A 20,504-nucleotide genomic window follows, 5' to 3' on the forward strand; every position below is an offset into this window, starting at 1 on the left:
GGCCGCCTGGAACGCCCGCAGCCGCAGGGAGCCGCCCATCGCGAACACCGAGGGGAACGCCATGGCCGCGCCCGCGGTCGTCGCTTCGCGCGAGCCGGCCGCCGCGAACCGCGGTGTCGGCCTGGTCGCCCGGACGGTCGTCTCCGGTCCCTCGCGGACACGGGACGGGGCTCGCGCGAGAGGGCCGGCCGCGTACCCCGCCGGGTACGCCATGCCCGGCGCCCACCGACTTGACTCAGTACCCCCTAGGGGTATCGTGAGCTGTATCGATCGGCTCGTGACGGGGTGCGGGCCGCTGGTTCCACGGGAGAGACGGCCATGAAGACCGGACTGAGGATCACCGCGTTCACCGCCGCACTGGCGGCCGCCTTCGGCACCGCCTACGGGGTCGGCCAGACCTTCGACCCGGTCGTCGCGGACCGTCCCCAGGCGCACGGGGAGAAGCATCCGCCGGGGGAGGGCGAGCACGGCGGGGCCGCCCACGCGCCCGGCGGGCTGCAGATCTCCGAGGGCGGCTACACCCTCGACCTGGACACCCCGGCCGTGACGGCCGGCGAGCGGGCCGAACTGCGCCTCACCGTGCGGGACGCCGACGGTGAGCCCGTCACCGAGTACCGACGGGAGCACGACAAGGAACTGCACCTCATCGTGGCCTCCCGCGACCTGGTGACCTACCGCCACCTCCACCCCGAGCGCGCCGCCGACGGCATCTGGAGCACCCCCGTCGACCTGCCCCGCGCCGGCGGCTACCGGGTGTTCGCCGACTTCACCCCCGACCGGCCGGGCGCGGAGAACCTCACCCTCGGTGCGGACCTGGCCGCCTCCGGCCCCTACAGTCCCCGCGAGCTGCCGCGGCCCTCCACCACGGCCCGCGTCGACGGCTACGACGTGAAGCTGACCGGGACGCTGACGCCCGGCCGGGCGAGCGAGCTGCGCCTGACCGTCACCCGCGCCGGCAAGCCGGTCACCGACCTCCAGCCCTACCTGGGCGCCTACGGTCACCTGGTCGCCCTGCGCGCCGGAGACCTCGCCTACCTGCACGTCCACCCCGAGGGCGAACCGGGCGACGGCACCACCGAGCCCGGACCGCACGTCTCCTTCACCGCCACGGCGCCCAGCAGCGGCAGCTACCGCCTCTTCCTGGACTTCAAGCACGACGGAGCCGTCCGCACCGCCGCCTTCACCGTCGAGGCCGGCGAGGTCCCCTCCGAGGAGCCCCGTCCCGCCACCTCACCCGGACACGCGGAGCAGTCCGAGCACTCCGACGGTCACGGCCACTGAGGGTCAGCCCAGCGCCCGGTCCAGGTTGTACGCCGCGCTGATCAGGGCGAGATGGGTGAAGGCCTGCGGGAAGTTGCCCTGTTGGGTCCCGGTGTGGCCGATCTCCTCGGCGTAGAGGCCGAGGTGGTTGCCGTAGGTGAGCATCTTCTCGAAGGCCAGACGGGCTTCGTCGAGGCGGCCGGCGCGGGTGAGGGCCTCGACGTACCAGAACGAGCAGATGGAGAAGGTGCCCTCCTCGCCGTGCAGGCCGTCGGGGCTCACGTGCGGGTCGTAGCGGTAGACCAGCGAGTCGGACACCAGCTCACGGGTCAGACAGTCCAGCGTGGACAGCCACTTGGGGTCCTTCGGCGCGATGAACTTCGCCATCGGCATCATCAGCAGCGCGGCGTCCAGCACCTCACCGCCCTCGTGCTGGACGAACGCCCGCAGCTCCTTCGACCAGCAGGCGGTCATGATCCGCCGGTAGATCGCGTCCCGGCACTCCGTCCAGCGCGGCAGGTCGGCGGGCAGGCCGCGGCGGCGGGCCATGCGGACGCCGCGCTCGATCGCCACCCAGCACATCAGCCGTGAGTACAGGAAGTCCTTCCGGCCGCCGCGCGTCTCCCAGATGCCCTCGTCGGGCTGGTCCCAGTTGCCGCACACCCAGTCGACCAGCGCCGTCACATGGTCCCACTGCTCGCTGGAGATCGGCTCGGCCCACTTGTCGTAGAGGTAGATCGAGTCGATCAGGGCGCCGTAGACGTCCAGTTGGAGCTGGTCGGCCGCCGCGTTGCCGACCCGGACCGGCCGTGAGCCGCGGTGGCCCTCCAGGTGGTCGAGGGTCTGCTCGGACAGGTCGGTGCGGCCGTCGATGCCGTACATGATCTGGAGCGGGCCCGAGGGCTTGCCGTCGCCGGGGCTGATGTGCCGGGAGACGAACGCCATGAACGCCTCCGCCTCCTCCGTGAAGCCCAGCCGCAGCATGGCGTAGACGCAGAACGCCGCGTCGCGCACCCACATGTACCGGTAGTCCCAGTTGCGTTCGCCGCCGAACTCCTCCGGCAGGCTCGTCGTCGGCGCGGCGACGATCGCCCCGGTGGGCGCGTACGTCAGCAGCTTCAGGGTGAGGGCCGAGCGGTGCACCATCTCCCGCCAGCGGCCCCGGTAGTGGGAGGCGGACAACCAGTCCCGCCAGTAGCGCACCGTCGCGGCGAACTCCCGCTCGGCCTCCGCGTGGGCGCACCCGCGCGGCGCCAGCCCACCGCCGACCCGGTCCAGCGCGAACACGGCCGTCTCACCCTCGGCCAGCTTGAAGTCCGCCCGTACGTCGAGTCCGTCCTGCTCCAGCGGGACGGTGGCGGTGAGCGCCAGATCCAGCGCCTCGGACGCGAAGACGGCCACGTCCCCGGTGACGCGCAGCGTGTGCGGCAGCGCCGCGTAGCCGAACCGCGGCGCCACCAGCGCGCGGAACGGCAGCGAACCGCGCACGCACAGCACCCGCCGGATCAGCCGGTGCCGGTCCTCCTCCGCGGACTCGCCCGACACGGGCATGAAGTCCTGCACCTCGCCGACGCCGTCCTCGGTGAAGTAGCGGGTGATCAGCACGTTCGTGTCGGGGAAGTAGAACTGCCTGGTGCGGGCCGGCACGGCCGCCGCCAGCTCGAAGCAGCCGCCCCGGCCGGCGTCCAGCAGCGCGGCGAACACGCTCGGCGCGTCGAAGCGCGGCGCGCAGTACCAGTCGATGGTGCCGTCCGTCGCCACCAGCGCCACGCTGCGCAGATCGCCGATCAGCCCGTGATCGGCGATGGGCATGCACCGCCGGGCGCCGGAGCCGTCGCCCGGCCGGTCCGTCGTCCCGTCCATCGCAGCCTCCTCGGCCGGCGCGCGTGCTCCCCCTGCCAGCTTAGGCAGGGGGAGCGGGACCGGCCTTCCGACGAGCGGCGCACCGGCCGGGGCCTACCGTCGTACGGCTCTGAGGATCACGAACTTCGGGTCCGAGGCCACCACCTCGCTGTTGCCGAACAGGCGGCGCAGCTTCACGTGGTAGCCGAGGTGCCGGTTGCCGACCACCCACAGCTCGCCGCCCGGGCGCAGGGTGCGGCGGGCGCCGGTGAACATGCGCCAGGCCGTGGCGTCGGTGGTGGCCTGGTGGGAGTGGAAGGGCGGGTTGTTCAGCACCAGGTCGACGCTGCCCGCCGGGACGCCCGTCAGGCCGTCGCCGACCCGGAACTCGGCCTGCCCGCTCACGTCGTTCGCCCGGTAGGTGTCCTGCGCCGACGCGACCGCCTGGAAGGACTCGTCCACGAACAGGACCTCGGCCTTCGGGTCGGCCAGCGCCATCGCCGTCCCCACGACACCGTTGCCGCAGCCCAGGTCCACCACCCGGCCGCCGCCCCGCCCGGCGGGCAGGTGGCGCAGGAAGAAACGGGTGCCGATGTCGAGCCGGTCCGCGCAGAAGACCCCGGCGTGGTTGACGACCGTCCGGCCCGACACCGGCCCGACGTCCTCGGGGAGCGTGTAGCGGTACGGCCACGGGTTCGGCGGGCGGACCAGCGAGGGGTCCGGCGTGCAGAAGATCAGCCGCGCCTTCTTCTCCGCCAGGGAGGTGCGGGTCGGGCCGAGGATCCGCTCGAACAGCTTCAGCGTCGAGGTGTGGATCTCCTTCGCCATGCCCGTGCCGACCACGACCGTGTCCGCGTGCACCGACGGCGCCAGCCGCAGCAACTGGTCCTCCAGCAGCGCCAGGCTCTTGGGCACCCGCACCAGCAGTACGTCGATCCGCTCCGGCGGGGCGTCCTGCGTGGTCAGCAGCCGGACCGTGCCGGGCTCGACACCGTTGCGGGCGAGGTTGGCACGGGTGGCCTCCTGGCCGAGCCAGGAGTCGGTGATCTGCGTCGGCCGGTGCGCGGCGAGCGCCGTGACCAGCGCGCCCCACCGGTCGCCGACGACCACGACCGTGCCGGACGGCGGCGGCTGCCGGCCGGCGAGATGCCTGAGGAGATACGCGTCGGAGGCGTCCCAGGCGCGCAGCCTGTTCCGCGGGTCCTCGGGGAAGCGGGCCAGCTCCGGCTCGCCCCAGGGAGTCGTCATACGGTCGTTCATCGTGCCGCCAGGCTAACCGAGCCCCGGTCCGGCCCGGCGCGGCGGACGGGCGGAGCCGCCGGGGCGCACGCCGCGCACGCCCCACGGGTGTCCCGCGGACACGCGGCCTGTCGTCCGCGAGCGTTGCGGATCATGGGAGACTCGCCCCCATGAGCGGGAAGGCGGACCCCCGGCCGGCGGGGGAAGGGACCACCTCGAGGACGCGGCTGGACCGGGGGCGCGGGGCGCTCGGACCCGCGCTGGAGCTGGTGCACACCGGGCGCGCCCCGACCCGCGCCGTGCTCACCGCGGAGCTCGGCGTCACCCGCGCCACGGCCGGTGCGGTGGCCGCCGAACTGGAGGCGCTCGGACTGATCCGCGTGGACGCCCGGCCCGGCGCCGGCGCCGGCTCCCAGGGGCGCCCCTCGCACCGGCTGTCCGTCGCCGAGGACGGCCCCGTGGCGCTCGCCGCGCAGATCCACGCCGACGGTTTCCGTGCCGCCCTGGTCGGGCTCGGCGGGCGGATCGTCGCCACCGCGCCCGGCTGCGAGGTCGTCGACGCCGACCCGGCGAAGGTCCTCGGTTCCGTCGTCGCGGCCGGCGCCGAGCTGTTGCGGGAGACCGGACGGCGGTGCGTGGGCGCAGGGCTCGCCGTGCCGTCGGCGGTCGCCGAACCGGAGGGGCTGGCCCTGAACCCGCTGCACCTGGCCTGGCCCGTCGGCGCCCCGGTACGGGAGATCTTCGCCGAGCAGGTGCGCGCCGCCGGCCTCGACGGGCCCGCCTTCGCCGCCAACGACGTCAACCTCGTCGCGCTCGCCGAACACCGGCACGGCGCCGGGCGGGGCTCGCGCGACCTGCTGTGCGTGGCCACCGGCCACCGCGGCGTCGGCGGTGCGCTGGTCCTCGACGGCCGTCTGCACACGGGCAGTTCGGGTCTCGCCCTGGAGGTCGGCCACCTCGCGGTCAACCCCGGCGGCCGCCCCTGCCACTGCGGCGGCCGCGGCTGTCTCGACGTCGAGGCGGACCCGCTGGCCCTGCTCACCGCGGCCGGCCGCGACCCGGGCCCCGAGATGTCCCTGCTGAAGCAGGCCGACGACCTGATCCGCGGGCAGTACGACGACCCGGAGGTGCGCACCGCCACCGAACAGCTCATCGACCGGCTCGGCCTCGGACTGGCCGGGCTGGTCAACATCCTCAACCCCGACCGGATCATCCTCGGCGGCCTGCACCGCACCCTGCTGGAGGCCGACCCCGACCGGCTCCGCGCCGTCGTCGCCGACCGCAGCCTGTGGGGCCGAAGTGGCGGAGTACCGATCCTCCCCTGCACGCTGGACCACAACAGTCTGGTCGGCGCGGCGGAGCTGGCCTGGCAGCCGGTGCTGGACGATCCTCTGGGCGCACTGGCGTAAGGACGACGACCGCCCGACGGAAGGCCGACCGCATGACCGACAAGCTCACCGTCAGCGTCCTGGGCACCGGCATCATGGGCGCGGCGATGGCCCGCAACCTCCTCCGGGCCGGGCACACCGTCCGCGCCTGGAACCGCACCCGCGCGAAGGCCGCCCCGCTGGCCGCCGACGGCGCCCATGTCGCCGGCACCCCCGAGGAGGCGGTGGAGTCCGCCGACGTGGTCCTCACCATGCTGTACGACGGCCCCGTCGCCCTGGGGACCATGCGCGCCGCCGCCCCGGCCCTCCCGCGTGGAGCCGCCTGGGCACAGTGCACCACCAGCGGCATCGAGGACGTCGCCGGGATGGCCGCCTTCGCCCGCGACCACGGCCTGCGCTTCTACGACTCCCCGGTCCTCGGCACCCGGGGCCCCGCCGAGGACGGACGGCTCACCGTGCTCGCCGCCGGTCCCGTCGAGGGACGCGACGCGGTGACGCCGGTGTTCGACGCGGTGGGCGCCCGCACCGTGTGGACCGGCGAGGACGGCGCGGAGGCGGGCGCCACCCGGCTGAAGCTGGTCGCCAACAGCTGGGTGCTCGCGGCCACCGCCGCCGCCGGCGAGACCCTGGCGCTGGCCCGCGCCCTCGACGTCGCACCGGACGCCTTCTTCGACCTCATCGCCGGCGGACCGCTCGACATGGGCTATCTGCACGCCAAGGCACAGCTGATCCTCGAGGAGCGGCTCTCCCCGGCTCAGTTCGCGGTGAGGACCGCCGCCAAGGACGCCGCACTCATCGTGCGGGCCGGCGAGCGCGGCGGCGTCCGCCTCGACGTCGCCGCCGCGAGCGCCCGCCGCCTGGAGCGGGCCGCGGACCAGGGTCACGGCGACGAGGACATGGCAGCCGCGTACTACGCCAGCTTCGGCGACGGACCGGCGACCACCGCATGACCATCCCCCCCACGATTCCCTTCACTCACCGAGGAGTTCACGTGTCCAAGCCCCCACTGCCGCCGGAGGCCGAGGCGCTGCTGCGCAAGCCCAACCCGTGCGTGATGGCCACCCTGCGCTCCGACGGCGCGCCCGTCTCCACCCCCACCTGGTACCTCTGGGAGAACGGCCGTGCGCTGATCAACTTCGACGAGGGCCGGGTCCGCCTGGGCCACCTCCGCCGCGACCCGCGCGTCACCCTCACCGTCCTCGCCGCGGACGACTGGTACACCCACGTCACCCTTCTCGGCCGCGTCGCCGAGATGTACGACGACGAGGGCCTCGCCGACATCGACCGCCTCTCCCGCCACTACGGCGGCTCCGAGTACCCCGACCGCGAGCGCCGCCGGGTCAGCGCCTGGGTCGAGGTCGAGCGGTGGCACGGCTGGGGCGCGATGAAGGACAGCGACCAGTCCGGCTGACCGAGGGGCCCCTGGACGCGCCGTACGCGTCGGGGGCCACGGCGGAAGCGGCGCACCGCCCGCGTACTCCCCGGGCGGTACGCCGGCCGCCGCCGGCCGCGCGACGGCCGGAGCCCCTCCCGGGGCGGGTCTCGACGTGTCGCCGAGGGGCGACGGGACGGCGGCCGCCCGCACCCCGGTGATCCTCCGGGAGAGCGCGGCGGTCCGGTCCGGCAGCTGGAGCGCGCGGCTCCGCCAGCTGCCTCGGCGGCACGTCGTACTCCAGCGCTTCCAAGGGCGCGAGCCCGACGTGGACGTTCACCGGCCGCCCGGCCTCCCGGGCGGTCTCCCGGGCGTCGAGTTCGGGCCGGGCGTACATGTGCAGGCGGTATGTGTACGTCGACCGCGTCAAGGCCGCCACGGTGGACTGGGGGCGGCCACGAGCCACCGGCAGGCGATCCGGACGAAGAGCCGGGCGGCGAGCGCCCGGCACACCGTGAGGACCGCGGTGGCCGGCGCCGGCGGCCGGCCCGCCGTCACCACGGACGGCCTCGTCCGCGTCCGCCGGCGGTCCGCGGCAGCGGTGTCCGGCGGGCGGGAGGTCCGCCGGACACCGCTGCCCTCGGCGGCGCCCGTCGTGTCACCGCCCGGTCAGCCGGGGACGGCGGACCGGGCGGGAGCGGGTTCGGGCCGGTGGGCCTCGGACACGTGGTCGACGAGTGCGACCTCCGTGAACCGTGGCCGGTCCGGTGCGGCGGCCGTGAGGTCCGGACGCCGGTCCCAGGCCGCCGGTCCGGCGGCCGCGGGCGTCGGCAGGGTGAACCACACGGCCTTGCCCGACTCGCCGTCCGGCAGCACGCCCCAGCTCTCGCTCATGGCGGCCACCATCGCCAGGCCGCGGCCGCAGGTGGCGAGCGGTCCGGCGTCCGCGACGGCCGGCAGCCGCGGATCGTGGTCGTGCACCGACACCTTGAGCCGGTCGAGGAGCAGTTCCATCTCCACGGTGCACGTCTTGTCGGGCTGCGCGTGCCGGTGGACGTTGGACAACAGCTCCGTCACACCGAGCGAGGCCCGGTCTATCAGAGGGTCCATATGCCAGTAGCGCAACTGCGCAGATACGATTCTGCGGACCTGGCCGATCCGCGACGGCAGGGCTTGGAGCTCCACCGTGCAGTGCCTGCTCGGATGACTGATCACGGCTGCGACTCCCCGACGTGAGGTCCGGAAGAACACGGAGTACGGATCCAGCAGGGCGCCTGCGTGACGCTGCCGCCTGCTGTCGTGGCCGGCGGGCTGGTTCGCAGCGTTATCGCCGGTAAACCCAGAGTGACGTGAGAACAGCGTGACCCAGCGGATGAGGCGGCGCAACTCGCGGACATCTCAGGCGTCGCGCCCCGCCGCCCGGCGGACGGCCTCGACGAAACGCCGGGCCGCCGGCGGGCCCGGCTCCCCGGGCGCCGGGTCGTGGTCCCCGAGGGTCAGCAGATACCGGTGGCCGTTGAGGTCGGCCAACGCCCGGCCGTCGGGCGCGAACCACGGCCGGGTGGCCCGTACGGCCTGCACCGGCGCGCTGTCTATCTCGGTGCCGTAGCTGGTGAGCAACTCCAGCCGCCCGTCGCTGATCCGGACCCGTCCGGCCCGGGTGAGCGACCGCAGCCGCCGGCCGATCCGCACGCCCGTGGCCTCGAACTCTGGCTCCGCCATTGCCACCCGCCCCCTCTGTGCGCGTCGGTGGTCCGGACCGCGCCGCGCGAACCGGCCGCTGTCCGGAACCAGTGTGCCCCTGCTCCCGCCGGTGCAGTCTGCCCGCACGCGCCGCCGAGCACCAGAGCCCGAACCCCGCCGTCCGGGGGCGCGGGGGGCACTCGCGCCAATGCGCCCCCACCCGCGCGCCCCCGGGTCCCCAGCCCTGCCTTTCAGGCCGTCAAAGATGTGTTTATGCAGGTGAGAGGCAGTGTGAGGGATGCTTATGATCGGAGTGTCGGCCGCGCTGGACGCCGTCGGCGCTCAGTGTAAGGAGCCCACTCGTGAGCACTCCCCAACAGACCCTGACCGGCGCCACCCTCGACGTCGACCACAGCGACCCCGCCTACCGGGCCTGGCTGAAAGAGGCCGTGCGCCGGGTGCAGGCCGACGCCAACCGTTCGGCCGACACCCATCTGCTGCTCTTCCCGCTGCCCGAGCGGTGGGGCATCGACCTCTACCTGAAGGACGAGTCCACCCACCCCACCGGCAGCCTCAAGCACCGGCTGGCCCGCTCCCTGTTCCTGTACGGCCTGTGCAACGGCTGGATCCGGCCGGACCGCCCGGTCATCGAGGCGTCCAGCGGTTCCACGGCCGTGTCGGAGGCGTACTTCGCGAAGCTGATCGGCGTTCCCTTCATCGCGGTCATGCCACGCACGACGAGCGCCGAGAAGTGCCGCCTGATCGAGTTCCACGGCGGCCGGTGCCACTTCGTGGACGACCCCCGCACGATGTACGAGGCGTCCGCCGCCCTGGCGGCGGAGACCGGCGGCCATTACATGGACCAGTTCACCTACGCGGAACGGGCCACGGACTGGCGCGGCAACAACAACATCGCCGAGTCGATCTTCCGTCAGCTGCGGATGGAGCGGTTCCCGCAACCGGAGTGGATCGTCGCCACCGCCGGCACCGGCGGCACCTCCGCGACCCTCGCCCGCTACGTCCACTACATGCAGTACGACACCCGCATCTGCGTCGCCGACCCGGAGAACTCCTGTTTCTTCCAGGGCTGGACGACCGGCGACCCGGACGTCTCCTGCGACAGGGCCTCCCGCATCGAGGGCATCGGCCGCCCCCGCATGGAGCCGAGCTTCGTGCCCGGCGCCGTCGACCGGATGATGAAGGTGCCCGACGCGGCCGCCGTCGCCGCCGTGCGGGCCCTGGAGCGCGTCATCGGCCGCAAGGCGGGCGGCTCCACCGGCACCGGGCTGTGGAGCGCGCTGAAGATCGTGGCGGAGATGGCCGCGGAGGGCAGGCGGGGCAGCGTGGTCACGCTGCTGTGCGACCCGGGCGACCGCTACCTGGACAAGTACTACTCCGACGCCTGGCTGGCCGAGCAGGGCCTGGACGTGACGCCGTACGCGGCGGCGATCGACTCCCTGCTGCGCACCGGCGTGTGGCCCGAGGGGCTATCCCGCGAGCCGGCGGTCCAGTGAGGTCATGGCGTCGCGGAAGCCCGCCGCGAGACCCGGGCGGGCCGCCTTCAGCGCCAGCCGGAACGGCGTGACGCCGTCGGCCGCCATCGTCCAGCGCACCCGCGTGCCCGTCCCGGCCGGCCGCAGCCGCCACTCCTCGGCCAGCGCGCGGGCGCCCGGCACATTGGTCACGTCGACGCGGTAGGCGTACACCTCGGGGCCCTCGGCCGCGAGGACCGTCTCGCGGAACCGGGCACCGCCCGCGAGCCGGATCTCCCGGCCCGCGCCGCCGTCCAGCGGACGGGCCAGGGTGACCGGGCGGAACCACGCGGGCCAGCCGGTGACGTCCCGCGCGAGCGCGGCGTACACCGCCGGGGGAGCCGCGGTGATCTCCCGCTCGAAGACCAGGCGCACGGGCGCGACCGAGGCGAACTCCTGCCCCACGGGGCGCAGACGGCGGGCCATCGACTCAACTCCCTGAAGGATCACGCGACGTGCGGCACACGGACGGCGGACGGAGCGGCGCCCGGTCAGGCGTCGCCGGCCTCCGCCGGCTCGTCCGGGTGTTCCTCGGACTCGCCGGCCACCACCAGCCGCCGCAGATGCTCGGACACCTCCGCGCGGGCCTCGGCGGACAGTCCGGAGTCCGTGACCAGCGTGTCCACCTGCTCCAGCGAGGCGAACGAACTCAGGCCGACGGTGCCCCACTTGGTGTGGTCGGCGACCACGACGACCCGCCGGGCGGACTGCACCAGCCGCCGGTTGGTCTCCGCCTCCGCGAGGTTCGGCGTCGAGAGCCCCGCCTCGGCCGATATCCCGTGCACGCCGAGGAACAGCAGGTCGAAGTGGAGCGCCGCGATCGCCTGGTCGGCCACCGGGCCCACCAGAGAGTCGGACGGGGTGCGCACCCCGCCGGTCAGGACGACCGTGGCCGCTCCCTTCCGGCTGCCCGAGGAGCGCTGCGCCGCGTGGAAGACGTCGGCCACCCGCACCGAGTTGGTGACCACCGTGAGATCGGGGACCTCGGTCAGCCGGTGAGCCAGCGCGAACGTCGTCGTGCCGCCGGACAGCGCGACCGCCGCGCCCGGCGGCACCAGCTCGGCCGCCGCGCGCGCGATGTCCTCCTTGGCGGTCGGCTCCAGACCGGACTTGGCCTCGAACCCCGGCTCGTGCGTGCTCGCCTCGACCACCGGGACCGCGCCGCCGTGCACCTTCTCCAGAACGCCCTGCCGGGCCAGCGCGTCGAGGTCGCGGCGGACCGTCATGTCCGACACGCCGAGCCTCCGGGTCAGCTCGTTGACCCGGACCCCGCCCCGCCGCCGGACCTCGTCGAGGATCAGGGCGCGCCGCTGCTCGGCGAGCAGGTTCTGATTCTCGCTCACGTACGCTCCGGTCCTTTCGCCGCACAGCCGTCCGACACCCGCCCGCACGTCCACGGCGTCGGGCGGCATCCTCCCGGCACCGGTGCGCGGACCTCCCATCCTCCCATGCCGGACCCCGGGCGGCGTCACCGGTGGCTCGTCGCGTACATGATGCTTCTGGTCACCCCTGTGATGCGTGCGCGTCACACGGACCGGGGAAGTCATGTGACGACGAATGCGCACCGTCCGGATACGGGAGATCCTGTCCCGCACGGACGGGGCCGACGGGGCGTCACGGGGGAGGCGACGTGGTGGGGAACGCACAGCAGCACAGACCGGCGGAGGACGGCGGAGCGCCGGCCGCCGGGGGGCCCGCCGGGCCCGGGACCGCCCTGGAGCTCCTGGTGCACGGGGTGGGCGGCACCACCCCGGAGCGGATGCTCGACGACCCGCGCACGGTCCGCGTCACCGGCGACGACGTCGCCGCCGTGTTCCGCCGCGCCGCCGACGCCGACGCCGAGCGGGACCCCGCCGTCCGCCGCGACGGACCGGTCCCCGAGGCGTACGTCTGGTGCAACCTCACCTCCGGCAACGGCACCCGCGCCCTGTGGCTGCTGCTCCTGCCCTTCATGGTGGTCAACCTCGCCCACTGGATGCGCCCCAGCGCCCACGGCCGCCGCCGCACGGTCCGGCTGTACGGGCTGCTGGTGCGGCTGACCGGCCTCAGCCTCACCGTGCTGCTCGTCGCCGCCGCCTGCGAGGTCGCCCTCGACCTGACCGCCTGGCAGTGCGCGGGCACGCCCGCCTGCGCGGACCGGCACTCCTGGCTCGGCTTCATGTCGGCCGACGGCGGCTGGTGGAGCGCCCCGGGCCGCCGGCTCGCCCTCGCCGCCCTGGTGCCCGCCGCCCTCACCGGTCTGCTGTGGTTCCTGTCCCTGCGCACCTGGAGCGCGTACGAGTCGCAGCAGCCGATGGCCGACGCGTCCGCGCCGGAGGAGGACACCGGCCCGTCCGCGCTCAACCGGCCCGGCTTCTGGTACGGCCGCCGGCTGGGCGCCCGGCTGCGCGCCGCGCACACCGCCGCCGCGCTGCTGACGGTCGCCGCCGCCGTCGGCTCCGCCGCCGCCCGGTACGACCGCGAACCGGGCGGTCCCGCCGCCCTCGCCGTCCTGGGCGTGACGCTGGAGGCGGCGCTGGCCGCCGGGGCCTGCGCGGTGGTGTGGGTGGTCTGCCGCCGCGGCCGCAGCGAACGCCGCCTCGACGACGAGGCGGACCGCCCGCTGGTGCGCGCACTGCCCCTCGCCGCCCTCGCCCTGCTCGTCCTCAGCGCGCTGTACGCCGGATGGGAACGCCCCGGCTGGCAGTCCACGGACCGGCTGCCGGGCGACGTCACCTTCGGCGCCCTCACCCTCGCGCAGGGCCTGCTGGTGATCGTCCTCGCCGGCGTCGCCCACACCCTGCACCGCACCGACCCCGACCGGCGCACCGCGCTGCGCGGGCTGGCCGGACCGGCGGTCGCCATGCTCGCCTGCGCCCTCGGCGGGGTGATGTCCGGCGGCGTCTCGCAACGGGTGTCCGACTGGCTGGACGGCACCCGCGCCTCCCTCCCCGGCCCGCCGGTCCTGCTCACCTGGCAGGCGTCCGTCATCCCCCCGCTGCTCGTGCTGCTCCTCGTCATGTGCGGCTGGCTCGCCCGCCGCGCCTGGCACCTCGCACGGGCCGAGCGTGCCGTCGTGGAGGACGAGTACCCGGCCGAGACGGCCGACCCCGGCCGCACCCGCCGCATCGCGTCGGTGCGCGCCATGGCCGCCCTCACCGACCGCGGACCGCGCATCCTCGCCGTCACCTCCGCCGCCACCCTGCTGCTGGGCGCCGGAGCCCTCGCCGGCGCGATGGCCACCGGGAGGACGCCCGGCGAGGCGGCGCGCGGCGCCCACCCCGTGGTGCACGGCGCCGCGCAGACCGCGCAGGCCCTCGGCTCCTGGCTGATCGGCCTCGGCTTCGTCCTCCTCGTCACCTGGGGCCGCCGCGCCTACAAGGACGCCTCCGCCCGCCGCACCATAGGGATCCTGTGGGACGTCGGCACCTTCTGGCCGCGCGCCGCGCACCCCTTCGCGCCGCCCTGCTACGCCGAGCGCGCGGTGCCCGACCTGACCTGGCGGATCGCCACCTGGACCCGCGCCACCGGCGGACGGCTGGTGCTCTCCGGGCACTCCCAGGGCAGCGTGCTCGCCGCCGCGGCGGCCTGGCAGCTCCCGCCGTCCGCCCGCCGGCGCGTCGCCCTGCTCACCTACGGCTCCCCGCTGGAGCGGCTGTACGGCCGCTGGTTCCCCGCGCACTTCGGCCCGGACGCGCTCGGCTCCCTGCACCGGGAGGTCGACTGCTGGCGCAACCTGTACCGGCGCACCGACCCCATCGGCGGCCCCGTGCGGCTGCCCGGGGACGGCGGACCCGACGTGGACCGCCCGCCGCTGAAGGACCCTCTCGCCTACGGCCGCACCGCGGACCATCCGCTGCCCGCGCCGATCCTCGGCCACTCCGACTACCAGGCCGACCCGGCGTTCGCGGAGGAACGCCGGCGCCTGCTCGCCCGGCTGCGGCCCGAGGTGCCCGCCCCGCGCCACACCGGGGAACCCGGCCCGGCGGCGTGACGGCCCGCGCTCAGGGCAGCGCGGGCAGGTCCTCCGCGTACAGCAGCGTCAGGTCGTCGGTGGTGGGCTCGTCGAGCTGGGCGACACGGCTCGCGTGCCGCTCCACCATCGCCTCGAACGTCTGCCGCGCCGTGCGCCCGTTGCCGAACGCGGGGCCCTTGGGGATGTCGGTGAAGTACGCCAGCAGCGCCTCGGCCGCGCCCGGCGCCAGCCGGTACTCGTGCTCCTCGGCCTGCTGTTCCACGATCCGCAGCAGTTCCCCGGGACCGTAGTCGCCGAACGTGATCGTCCGCGAGAAACGGGACGCCACACCGGGGTTGACCGACAGGAAGCGCTCCATCTCGGCCGTGTAGCCGGCCACGATGACCACCACCGCGTCCCGCTGGTCCTCCATCAGCTTCACCAGCGTGTCGATGGCCTCCTTGCCGAAGTCCCGGCCCGCGTCCTCCGGCGAGAGCGCGTACGCCTCGTCGATGAACAGCACCCCGCCGCGCGCCTTCTCGAACGCCTCCTGGGTGCGGATCGCCGTCGAGCCGATGTGCTCGCCGACCAGGTCCACGCGGGACACCTCGACCAGGTGGCCCTGCTCCAGCACCCCGAGCGAGGCGAGGATCTCGCCGTACAGGCGCGCCACGGTGGTCTTGCCGGTGCCGGGGGAGCCGGTGAACACCAGGTGCCGCTTGACGGACGCCGCCTTCAGCCCGGCCTGCTGCCGGCGCCGGCCCACCTCGATCATGTCGGTGAGGGCCCGCACCTCGCGCTTGACGCTCTCCAGGCCGACCAGGGCGTCGAGTTCACCGAGGACGTCCTTCGAGGTGCGCGCCGGGCGCCGCGCTTCCGGCACGGGTGCGGGCGGGGCCGGGGTCTCGGAGGCCGGGGCGGGGACCGTGCCCAGCAGTCCCGTGGTGCGGCCCGTCGTCTGCACCGCGGGCTCCGGCGCGGGCGGCTCGGCGCGCAGGCTGCCGGACTCGTCGCTCGTGCAGTCCTCGACGACCGGTCCGCCCGAGCCGGACGTCCCGTCGGCGCCCTCGGCGAACTCGTAACCCCCGCGCGCGCAGCGCTCGGTACGGCACTTGCGCAGCGTCGTACGGCTGCCGTCGATGACGTGGAAGCCGTAGCCGCCGCTGCCCGTGACCCGGCAGTGCTCGAAGGTGCCGCGGCCGCCCGCGGAGACGTACACGCCCGCCTCGGCGGGGGAGTCGACCGTGCAGCGCTCGACGGCCGGGTCGGCGCCCTTGGTGACGATGACGCCGGTCCGGGTGCCGTCCAGGGAGCAGTTGTTGAGGATGCCGCCGCTGCCGTGGTCACGGAACCAGGCGCCCGTCGCCGCCTCCCGGATCCGGCAGTCGTCGAGCTGGGCGGTCGCGCCGTCGCTCACCGAGACCGCCGTGTTGCGCACCTGCGAGAGGTCGCTGTCGACGACGTCCGCGCGCGAGCCGCGGTCGAGCACGAACAGGGCGTCCGGCACGTCGTGCACCCGGCAGGACTCCAGGACGGCCGTGGCGCCGTCGCTCACCCACACCGCCGGGTAGTCGCCGGTGCTGTCGAAGATCTCGCACTGGTTGGCGTCGACCCGCGTGCCCGGGTCCCACACCGACAGGCCGTTGCGGCCGAACTGCCGCACCGTGGTGCGGGTCAGGGTGAGCACCGAACGGGAGCGCAGGTCGACCGCGTTCTCCGGGATGTCGTGGATGCGGCAGTCGGCCAGCGTCAGCACGGCGTCCGTGTCGAGCGTGACGCCGTCCCCGGTGGTGCGGTGCACGTCGCAGTCGGTGAGGTGGGCGGTGGCGCGGCCGGTCACCTGCACCCCGCTGCCGCGCACCTCGTACACCTCGCACCCGACGGCCTCCAGCGCCGAGTTCTCCCCGGTCACGGTCAGCCCGGAACCGGAAGCGTGGTGCACCCGGCAGCGCTCCAGCCGGGGGTGGCCTCCGCCGCGCACGGCGACGCCCGCCTGGCCGGCGGCGACCACCTCGCACTCCTCGAACACCCCGCCCCCGCCGTCCAGGACGGCGATGCCGGCGCCCGCCGGGTTGTCGACCGCGCAGCGGCGCACCGTGGGCCGTGCGGCGCCGCGCACCTCGATGCCGGCCGCGGACCGGCTGACCACGCGGATGTCCCGCAGCTCCGGGGTGCCGTCCTCCAGCAGCACGGCCGGGGCGGTGGCGTCCTGCCCCTCCACGTGCAGGTCCTGCACCACGGCGGAGGCGCGCACGGTGAGCGGTACCCCGTCCGGCGGCGCGATGCGCACCGATCCTGGCGCCCCCTCGGGCCCGCGCAGGGTCACCGCCCGCCGCACGACGAGGTTCTCCCGGTAGGTGCCGGGAGCGACGGTGAGGACGTCGCCCTCGGCCGCGGCCTCCAGGGCGGCGGCGAGCGATGGGTACTCACCCGTGCGGCGTCGCCACCGCGATGTGCCGGTGTGCGTCACCTGGACCGTGCCCTGTGCCATGGTGTTGCCGTGCCCCCACCTCGTCGTACCTGTGGACCGTTCCCGCCCGAGTCGCTGCCGATCGGTTCGGCCGGACCACCGTAGCGTGCGCGGGGGCGGCGAGTTGACCGGAGCCGGAACGCCGTCAGCTGTCGGCTCCCGCCCTGCCCCAGTCCGGACCCGCGCGGCCCCACTCCCGGTCCCAGCGGGCGTACCGGTCGCCGAGCATGCGCCGCAGCACCAGGCGCCGCCCGCCCTCGAACAGCCCGGCGGCCAGCAGCCCGGCCCCCGCGCCCGCCAGCACCGCGTACGCCGTCGCCGTGCCCGCGTCCAGCGGGCGCGCGACCCGGTCCCCGCTGCCGTCGGTCCATATGCGGAAGGTGCCGCCCGGCCGGGGGTCCGGCAGGCGCGCCCGCACGGGCTCCCGCCGGTCGGTGCCGTCCGGGGCGGTCCAGCGGGCCAGGACGCGACTGCCCGGGGCCCCGCCCGCCAGCTCCGGGTCCGTGTCCGGCAGGGAGGGCTCGAGCTCGCGCACCACCGTGGCCGTCACCAGGTGACGGGACTGCTGCTGGGCGAGGGCCGAACGCTGCAGCGACGCGTGCGCGGCGCTGCCGACGAGGACGCCGGCCAGCGGTGCGGCGAGGGTGACCAGCAGGAGCGCGGTGAGCGCCAGCCAGGCCTCCGCGAGGTCGGTGGCGCGGCGCAGCGGGTTGCGCCGCCAGCGCCACAGTCCGCCGACCGCCCGCACGGCACGCACCCCCTGCCCGGTCTCTCACCGACCCCTCACGCAGCCCAACGCGCCGGAGCGGGCCCGGGTTCCCGCGCCGCGCGGATCCGCCCGGTCGTGCGTCAGGCCACGACCTCCAGCGGATCGCCGGCCCGGAGGGTGCCGGGGGAGAGGGGCACCAGGTTCTGGCCGAAGACGAGCCGGCCGTCGACGGACCGGTGCCGGCCCAGGGTGTGCAGCGGCTCGCGTCCGCGCAGGGCACTGTCCTGGTCGGTGGTGGTGACCACGCACCGTCCGCACGGCTTGGCGACCCGGAACGGGACCGCGCCGATCGTGACGCGGGTCCAGCGGTCCTCCGCCCACGCCTCCGTCCCCTCGATGACCACGTTGGGCCGGAAGCGGCTCATCGGCAGCGGACCCTCGTCCGCGTGCGCGCCCTGTGCGATCAGGGAGTTGAGCCGGTCCAGGGAGGCGGTCGTGGTGAGCAGCAGCGGGTAGCCGTCGGCGAGGGTGACCGTCTCGCCGGGCAGCGCGTACGCGGGGTCCACCGGCCGTCGCACGGCCGGGTCGTCGAGGTGCACGAGCCGTACCGGAGTGCCCAGGAAGCCGCTGCACCAGGCGTGCACGGCCGCGTCCTCGGCGGGGACGACCTCCACCTTGTCGCCGAAGAGTTCCGCCGGGACGGTCGCGCTGGGCGCCGGCACGGGCACCGTGACCGGGTCCCGGCCGGGTGCGGACAGCACGACGCCGCCGCCGGGCAGCGGCTCGGCGGCGGCGAGGGCCAGACGCGGGTGGCGGCGCTGGGTGACGACCTTTCCCCCGTCGTCGATCAGCATCCAGCGCCGGTCACCGGCCGGACCCCAGCGCTCCACGACGACCTCCCGGAGCGGCAGGCTCCGGAAGGCCTTGACCGGATGAACGTGGATCGAGCGCACACGAGCGTTCCGCATGGGGCCATCGTGCCATCACGGGACGACGGCCCCCGGTCCGCTCAGTACCCCCGGTACTGCTGGTTGTTGTACGGGTCCTGGTACGGCGCGGGCGCCGGCCGCGGGGCGGCGGGGCGCATCGCCTCGTACCCGGCGGGCTGGGGCGGGCGCGGCGGCTGCGGCTGGGGGCCGGGGTAGCCGCGCGGCGCGGTGGCCTGCTGCGGGATGTACGGCGTGTGCGCCTGCTGGAGAGGGGCGGGCTGCGGCGCCGCGGGCTGGGGGTAGCCGTAGCCGTAGGACGGCTGGGACGGTGCCGCCGGGAGGGCCGGCAACGCCGAGGGAAGCGCGGGCAGGTGACTGCCCGGCGCCTCGTACGCGGCGGGGACCCGGATCGGGGCGATCTGCGGGGTGCCCCGCTCGGCCACGAGCGAGTCGTAGATCGGGGTGTCCGGGAAGGCAGCGGAGGAGTAGCCGCCGCCATACATGGAGCGGGGGGAGGTCATGGCACATAAGTTAAGCCCACGATGTGCCGGTTGGGGAGACCGATAAGAGGGTTGTTTTCCGCTCCCTGGGTGACTCCCGGTCCCCAATGCGAGCGAATGTGAGGAAAACAGGCTTTCTGCCGCGTGATTTTCGTGTAAAGGCCGAGCTCCCAGGGTGTTACCGGCGGTCGCACGGAGTGTCCGCGTCCGTGGGGCGTGGGCGGCCCCCGCGCGGGGGAGCGGGCGGGCCGCGATCAGCGCGATGTCGTCGGCCGCCGTGGGCGTCCGACGCGCGGGGGAATAGGTTGGACGGACGCACACCGACGGATGCCGGGAACCGGCCTGGCGCGGCGACCTGTGATGGGGGCGGGACATGTCAATGCCGAAGGGATCGAACACACAGGTGCCGGCCACGGCACTGCGGGTGGACGTGGGCTGGAGCTCGGGCCCCGGCGTCCCCGACGCGGACGCCTCGGCGCTGCTGCTGGCCGGCGGCAAGGTCCGCTCCGACGGCGACTTCGTCTTCTACAACCAGCCCGCCCACGCCTCCGGCGCCGTACGCCACGAGGGCAAGCGGCAGGCCGGGGGCCGGGTGACCGACACCCTGCTCGTCGACCTCGCCCGCGTCGAACCCGGCGTCGAGTCCGTCGTCCTGGCCGCCTCCAGCGACGGCGGCGCCTTCGGGCAGGTCCCGGACCTCTCCATCGAGGTGAAGGACGCGGCGGACGGCACCGTGGCCGCCCGCTTCGACAGCGCCGGCGCCACCACCGAGACGGCGTTCGTGCTCGGCGAGTTCTACCGGCGCCAGGGCGTCTGGAAGTTCCGCGCCGTCGGCCAGGGTTACAGCAGCGGGCTCGAGGGACTGGCCACCGACTACGGCATCACCGTGGACGAGCCGCAGCACGCCGCCCCGCCCGCCGCACCCGTCGCGCCCCCGGCCCCGCCGGTCACCCCGACGGTCACCGTGCCGCAGCCCCCGCCTCCGCCGGCCGCGCCCCCGGCGCCGGTCCGGCTGACGAAGGTGACGCTCACCAAGGCGGCGCCGTCCGTGTCGCTGTCCAAGCAGGGCGGCACCTCGGGCTCCCTGCACGTCAACCTCAACTGGGAGGTGCGCAAGCAGTTCTCCGGCTGGGCCGCCAAACTGGGCCGGCCGGTCGCCATGCACGCCGACCTCGACCTGTGCGCCCTGTGGGAGCTCACCGACGGCAGGAAGGGCGTGGTCCAGGCCCTCGGCAACGCCTTCGGCTCGCTGCACCAGCCGCCCTTCATCCACCTCGACGGCGACGACCGCACCGGCGCCTCGTCGAGCGGCGAGAACCTCACCGTCAACCTCGATCACAGGCACCTCATCCGGCGCATCCTCGTCTTCGTCACAGTCTACGAGGGCGCCCGCTCCTTCGCCGACCTGCACGCGACGGTCACCCTGCGCCCGCAGCACGGCGCCCCCATCGACTTCTCCCTCGACGAGTGCACCGTTCCCTCCACGGTGTGCGCGCTCGCACTCATCAGCAACAACGGCAGCGGCGACCTGGTCGTCCAGCGCGAGGCCCGCTACCTCGTCCCCGAGCGCGGCGTCAGCCCGCAGCGCACCGTCGACCACGCGTACGGCTGGGGCATGAACTGGACGCCCGGCCGCAAGTGACGCC

17 protein-coding genes are annotated in these 20,504 nt (G+C 74.8%); 7 read left to right on the forward strand and 10 right to left on the reverse strand.

Translation table 11 applies throughout. The features are described 5' to 3' along the window. The first annotated feature begins 318 nt into the window (after positions 1-318). A complete protein-coding gene (locus tag ACIQ8B_RS18685; RefSeq protein WP_403548035.1) occupies positions 319-1,281 on the forward strand; it encodes a hypothetical protein in 963 nt (320 codons plus the stop codon). Positions 1,282-1,284: 3 nt separating this feature from the next. Here ACIQ8B_RS18685 and ACIQ8B_RS18690 read toward each other — a convergent pair whose 3' ends face one another. Beyond that, positions 1,285-3,123, reverse strand: a complete 1,839-nt coding sequence (locus ACIQ8B_RS18690) for a glycoside hydrolase family 15 protein (protein WP_403548037.1) — start codon at positions 3,121-3,123, stop codon at positions 1,285-1,287. A 93-nt stretch (positions 3,124-3,216) separates the two neighbouring features. Then, positions 3,217-4,350 (reverse strand): methyltransferase, encoded by a 1,134-nt coding sequence (locus ACIQ8B_RS18695; RefSeq protein ID WP_403548091.1) that lies wholly within the window; start codon positions 4,348-4,350, stop codon positions 3,217-3,219. 161 nt (positions 4,351-4,511) lie between these two features. Between ACIQ8B_RS18695 and ACIQ8B_RS18700 the strand changes: the two genes are divergently transcribed. The 3 genes from ACIQ8B_RS18700 to ACIQ8B_RS18710 are packed head-to-tail and all read left to right on the forward strand — an operon-like array spanning position 4,512 to position 7,140. Then, positions 4,512-5,750 carry an ROK family protein gene (locus ACIQ8B_RS18700; RefSeq protein ID WP_403548039.1) on the forward strand — a complete coding sequence of 413 codons (1,239 nt, stop codon included), beginning with the start codon at positions 4,512-4,514 and terminating at the stop codon, positions 5,748-5,750. A gap of 32 nt (positions 5,751-5,782) precedes the next feature. Further along, positions 5,783-6,679, forward strand: a complete 897-nt coding sequence (locus tag ACIQ8B_RS18705) for an NAD(P)-dependent oxidoreductase (RefSeq protein WP_403548041.1) — start codon at positions 5,783-5,785, stop codon at positions 6,677-6,679. A gap of 41 nt (positions 6,680-6,720) precedes the next feature. Then, the gene (locus ACIQ8B_RS18710; protein WP_198602621.1) at positions 6,721-7,140 is read left to right on the forward strand and encodes a PPOX class F420-dependent oxidoreductase; all 420 of its coding nucleotides are present in this window, start codon (positions 6,721-6,723) and stop codon (positions 7,138-7,140) included. Between the two features lie 630 nt (positions 7,141-7,770). Here ACIQ8B_RS18710 and ACIQ8B_RS18715 read toward each other — a convergent pair. Both ACIQ8B_RS18715 and ACIQ8B_RS18720 read right to left on the reverse strand, forming a co-directional pair. After that, positions 7,771-8,316 (reverse strand): ATP-binding protein, encoded by a 546-nt coding sequence (locus tag ACIQ8B_RS18715; RefSeq protein WP_403548043.1) that lies wholly within the window; start codon positions 8,314-8,316, stop codon positions 7,771-7,773. Between the two features lie 183 nt (positions 8,317-8,499). Further along, complete coding sequence (locus ACIQ8B_RS18720) at positions 8,500-8,823, reverse strand: hypothetical protein (protein WP_290008823.1); 324 nt, start codon at positions 8,821-8,823, stop codon at positions 8,500-8,502. 323 nt (positions 8,824-9,146) lie between these two features. Between ACIQ8B_RS18720 and ACIQ8B_RS18725 the strand changes: the two genes are divergently transcribed. Then, positions 9,147-10,298, forward strand: coding sequence for a PLP-dependent cysteine synthase family protein (locus ACIQ8B_RS18725; RefSeq protein WP_403548045.1), 1,152 nt, complete (start codon positions 9,147-9,149; stop codon positions 10,296-10,298). Here ACIQ8B_RS18725 and ACIQ8B_RS18730 read toward each other — a convergent pair. Together ACIQ8B_RS18730 and ACIQ8B_RS18735 are read right to left on the reverse strand one after the other, a co-directional pair. Continuing rightward, positions 10,272-10,742 carry an SRPBCC family protein gene (locus tag ACIQ8B_RS18730; protein WP_290008827.1) on the reverse strand — a complete coding sequence of 157 codons (471 nt, stop codon included), beginning with the start codon at positions 10,740-10,742 and terminating at the stop codon, positions 10,272-10,274. The two genes, ACIQ8B_RS18725 and ACIQ8B_RS18730, sit on opposite strands and share 27 nt — an antisense overlap. Positions 10,743-10,807: 65 nt before the next feature. Then, entirely contained in the window at positions 10,808-11,659 is an 852-nt protein-coding gene (locus ACIQ8B_RS18735) for a DeoR/GlpR family DNA-binding transcription regulator (RefSeq protein WP_403548047.1), read from the reverse strand. Positions 11,660-11,949: 290 nt separating this feature from the next. Between ACIQ8B_RS18735 and ACIQ8B_RS18740 the strand changes: the two genes are divergently transcribed. Further along, complete coding sequence (locus ACIQ8B_RS18740; RefSeq protein ID WP_403548093.1) at positions 11,950-14,289, forward strand: hypothetical protein; 2,340 nt, start codon at positions 11,950-11,952, stop codon at positions 14,287-14,289. 10 nt (positions 14,290-14,299) lie between these two features. Here the strand turns inward: ACIQ8B_RS18740 and ACIQ8B_RS18745 are convergent, their stop codons facing one another. The 4 genes from ACIQ8B_RS18745 to ACIQ8B_RS18760 all read right to left on the reverse strand — a co-directional run bounded on the left by ACIQ8B_RS18745 (position 14,300) and on the right by ACIQ8B_RS18760 (position 18,879). Continuing rightward, positions 14,300-16,741: a right-handed parallel beta-helix repeat-containing protein gene (locus tag ACIQ8B_RS18745; RefSeq protein ID WP_403548049.1), complete on the reverse strand. Its 2,442-nt coding sequence runs from the start codon at positions 16,739-16,741 to the stop codon at positions 14,300-14,302. Between the two features lie 124 nt (positions 16,742-16,865). Further along, positions 16,866-17,468, reverse strand: a complete 603-nt coding sequence (locus ACIQ8B_RS18750) for a hypothetical protein (RefSeq protein WP_403548051.1) — start codon at positions 17,466-17,468, stop codon at positions 16,866-16,868. A 101-nt stretch (positions 17,469-17,569) separates the two neighbouring features. Then, positions 17,570-18,397 carry an MOSC domain-containing protein gene (locus ACIQ8B_RS18755; RefSeq protein WP_403548053.1) on the reverse strand — a complete coding sequence of 276 codons (828 nt, stop codon included), beginning with the start codon at positions 18,395-18,397 and terminating at the stop codon, positions 17,570-17,572. Positions 18,398-18,438: 41 nt separating this feature from the next. After that, positions 18,439-18,879 (reverse strand): DUF6643 family protein, encoded by a 441-nt coding sequence (locus tag ACIQ8B_RS18760; protein WP_106415428.1) that lies wholly within the window; start codon positions 18,877-18,879, stop codon positions 18,439-18,441. 358 nt (positions 18,880-19,237) lie between these two features. On the opposite strand from ACIQ8B_RS18760, the gene ACIQ8B_RS18765 reads away from it, so the two are divergent. After that, on the forward strand, positions 19,238-20,500 hold the full coding sequence (locus ACIQ8B_RS18765; RefSeq protein WP_403548055.1) for a TerD family protein: 1,263 nt from the start codon (positions 19,238-19,240) through the stop codon (positions 20,498-20,500). Positions 20,501-20,504 lie beyond the last annotated feature (4 nt).

The sequence above is a fragment of the Streptomyces sp. NPDC096105 genome, from assembly GCF_044763335.1.
GTDB lineage: Bacteria > Actinomycetota > Actinomycetes > Streptomycetales > Streptomycetaceae > Streptomyces.

Bases quoted from the DNA above. Each gene is read 5' to 3' on its own strand.
- ACIQ8B_RS18760 (WP_106415428.1), bottom strand. From the start codon at position 18,879: ATGACCTCCCCCCGCTCCATGTATGGCGGCGGCTACTCCTCCGCTGCC.
- ACIQ8B_RS18745 (WP_403548049.1), bottom strand. From the start codon at position 16,741: ATGGCACAGGGCACGGTCCAGGTGACGCACACCGGCACATCGCGGTGG.
- ACIQ8B_RS18720 (WP_290008823.1), bottom strand. From the start codon at position 8,823: ATGGCGGAGCCAGAGTTCGAGGCCACGGGCGTGCGGATCGGCCGGCGG.
- ACIQ8B_RS18685 (WP_403548035.1), top strand. From the start codon at position 319: ATGAAGACCGGACTGAGGATCACCGCGTTCACCGCCGCACTGGCGGCC.
- ACIQ8B_RS18705 (WP_403548041.1), top strand. From the start codon at position 5,783: ATGACCGACAAGCTCACCGTCAGCGTCCTGGGCACCGGCATCATGGGC.
- ACIQ8B_RS18690 (WP_403548037.1), bottom strand. From the start codon at position 3,123: ATGGACGGGACGACGGACCGGCCGGGCGACGGCTCCGGCGCCCGGCGG.
- ACIQ8B_RS18765 (WP_403548055.1), top strand. From the start codon at position 19,238: ATGCCGAAGGGATCGAACACACAGGTGCCGGCCACGGCACTGCGGGTG.
- ACIQ8B_RS18730 (WP_290008827.1), bottom strand. From the start codon at position 10,742: ATGGCCCGCCGTCTGCGCCCCGTGGGGCAGGAGTTCGCCTCGGTCGCG.
- ACIQ8B_RS18695 (WP_403548091.1), bottom strand. From the start codon at position 4,350: ATGACGACTCCCTGGGGCGAGCCGGAGCTGGCCCGCTTCCCCGAGGAC.
- ACIQ8B_RS18755 (WP_403548053.1), bottom strand. From the start codon at position 18,397: ATGCGGAACGCTCGTGTGCGCTCGATCCACGTTCATCCGGTCAAGGCC.
- ACIQ8B_RS18700 (WP_403548039.1), top strand. From the start codon at position 4,512: ATGAGCGGGAAGGCGGACCCCCGGCCGGCGGGGGAAGGGACCACCTCG.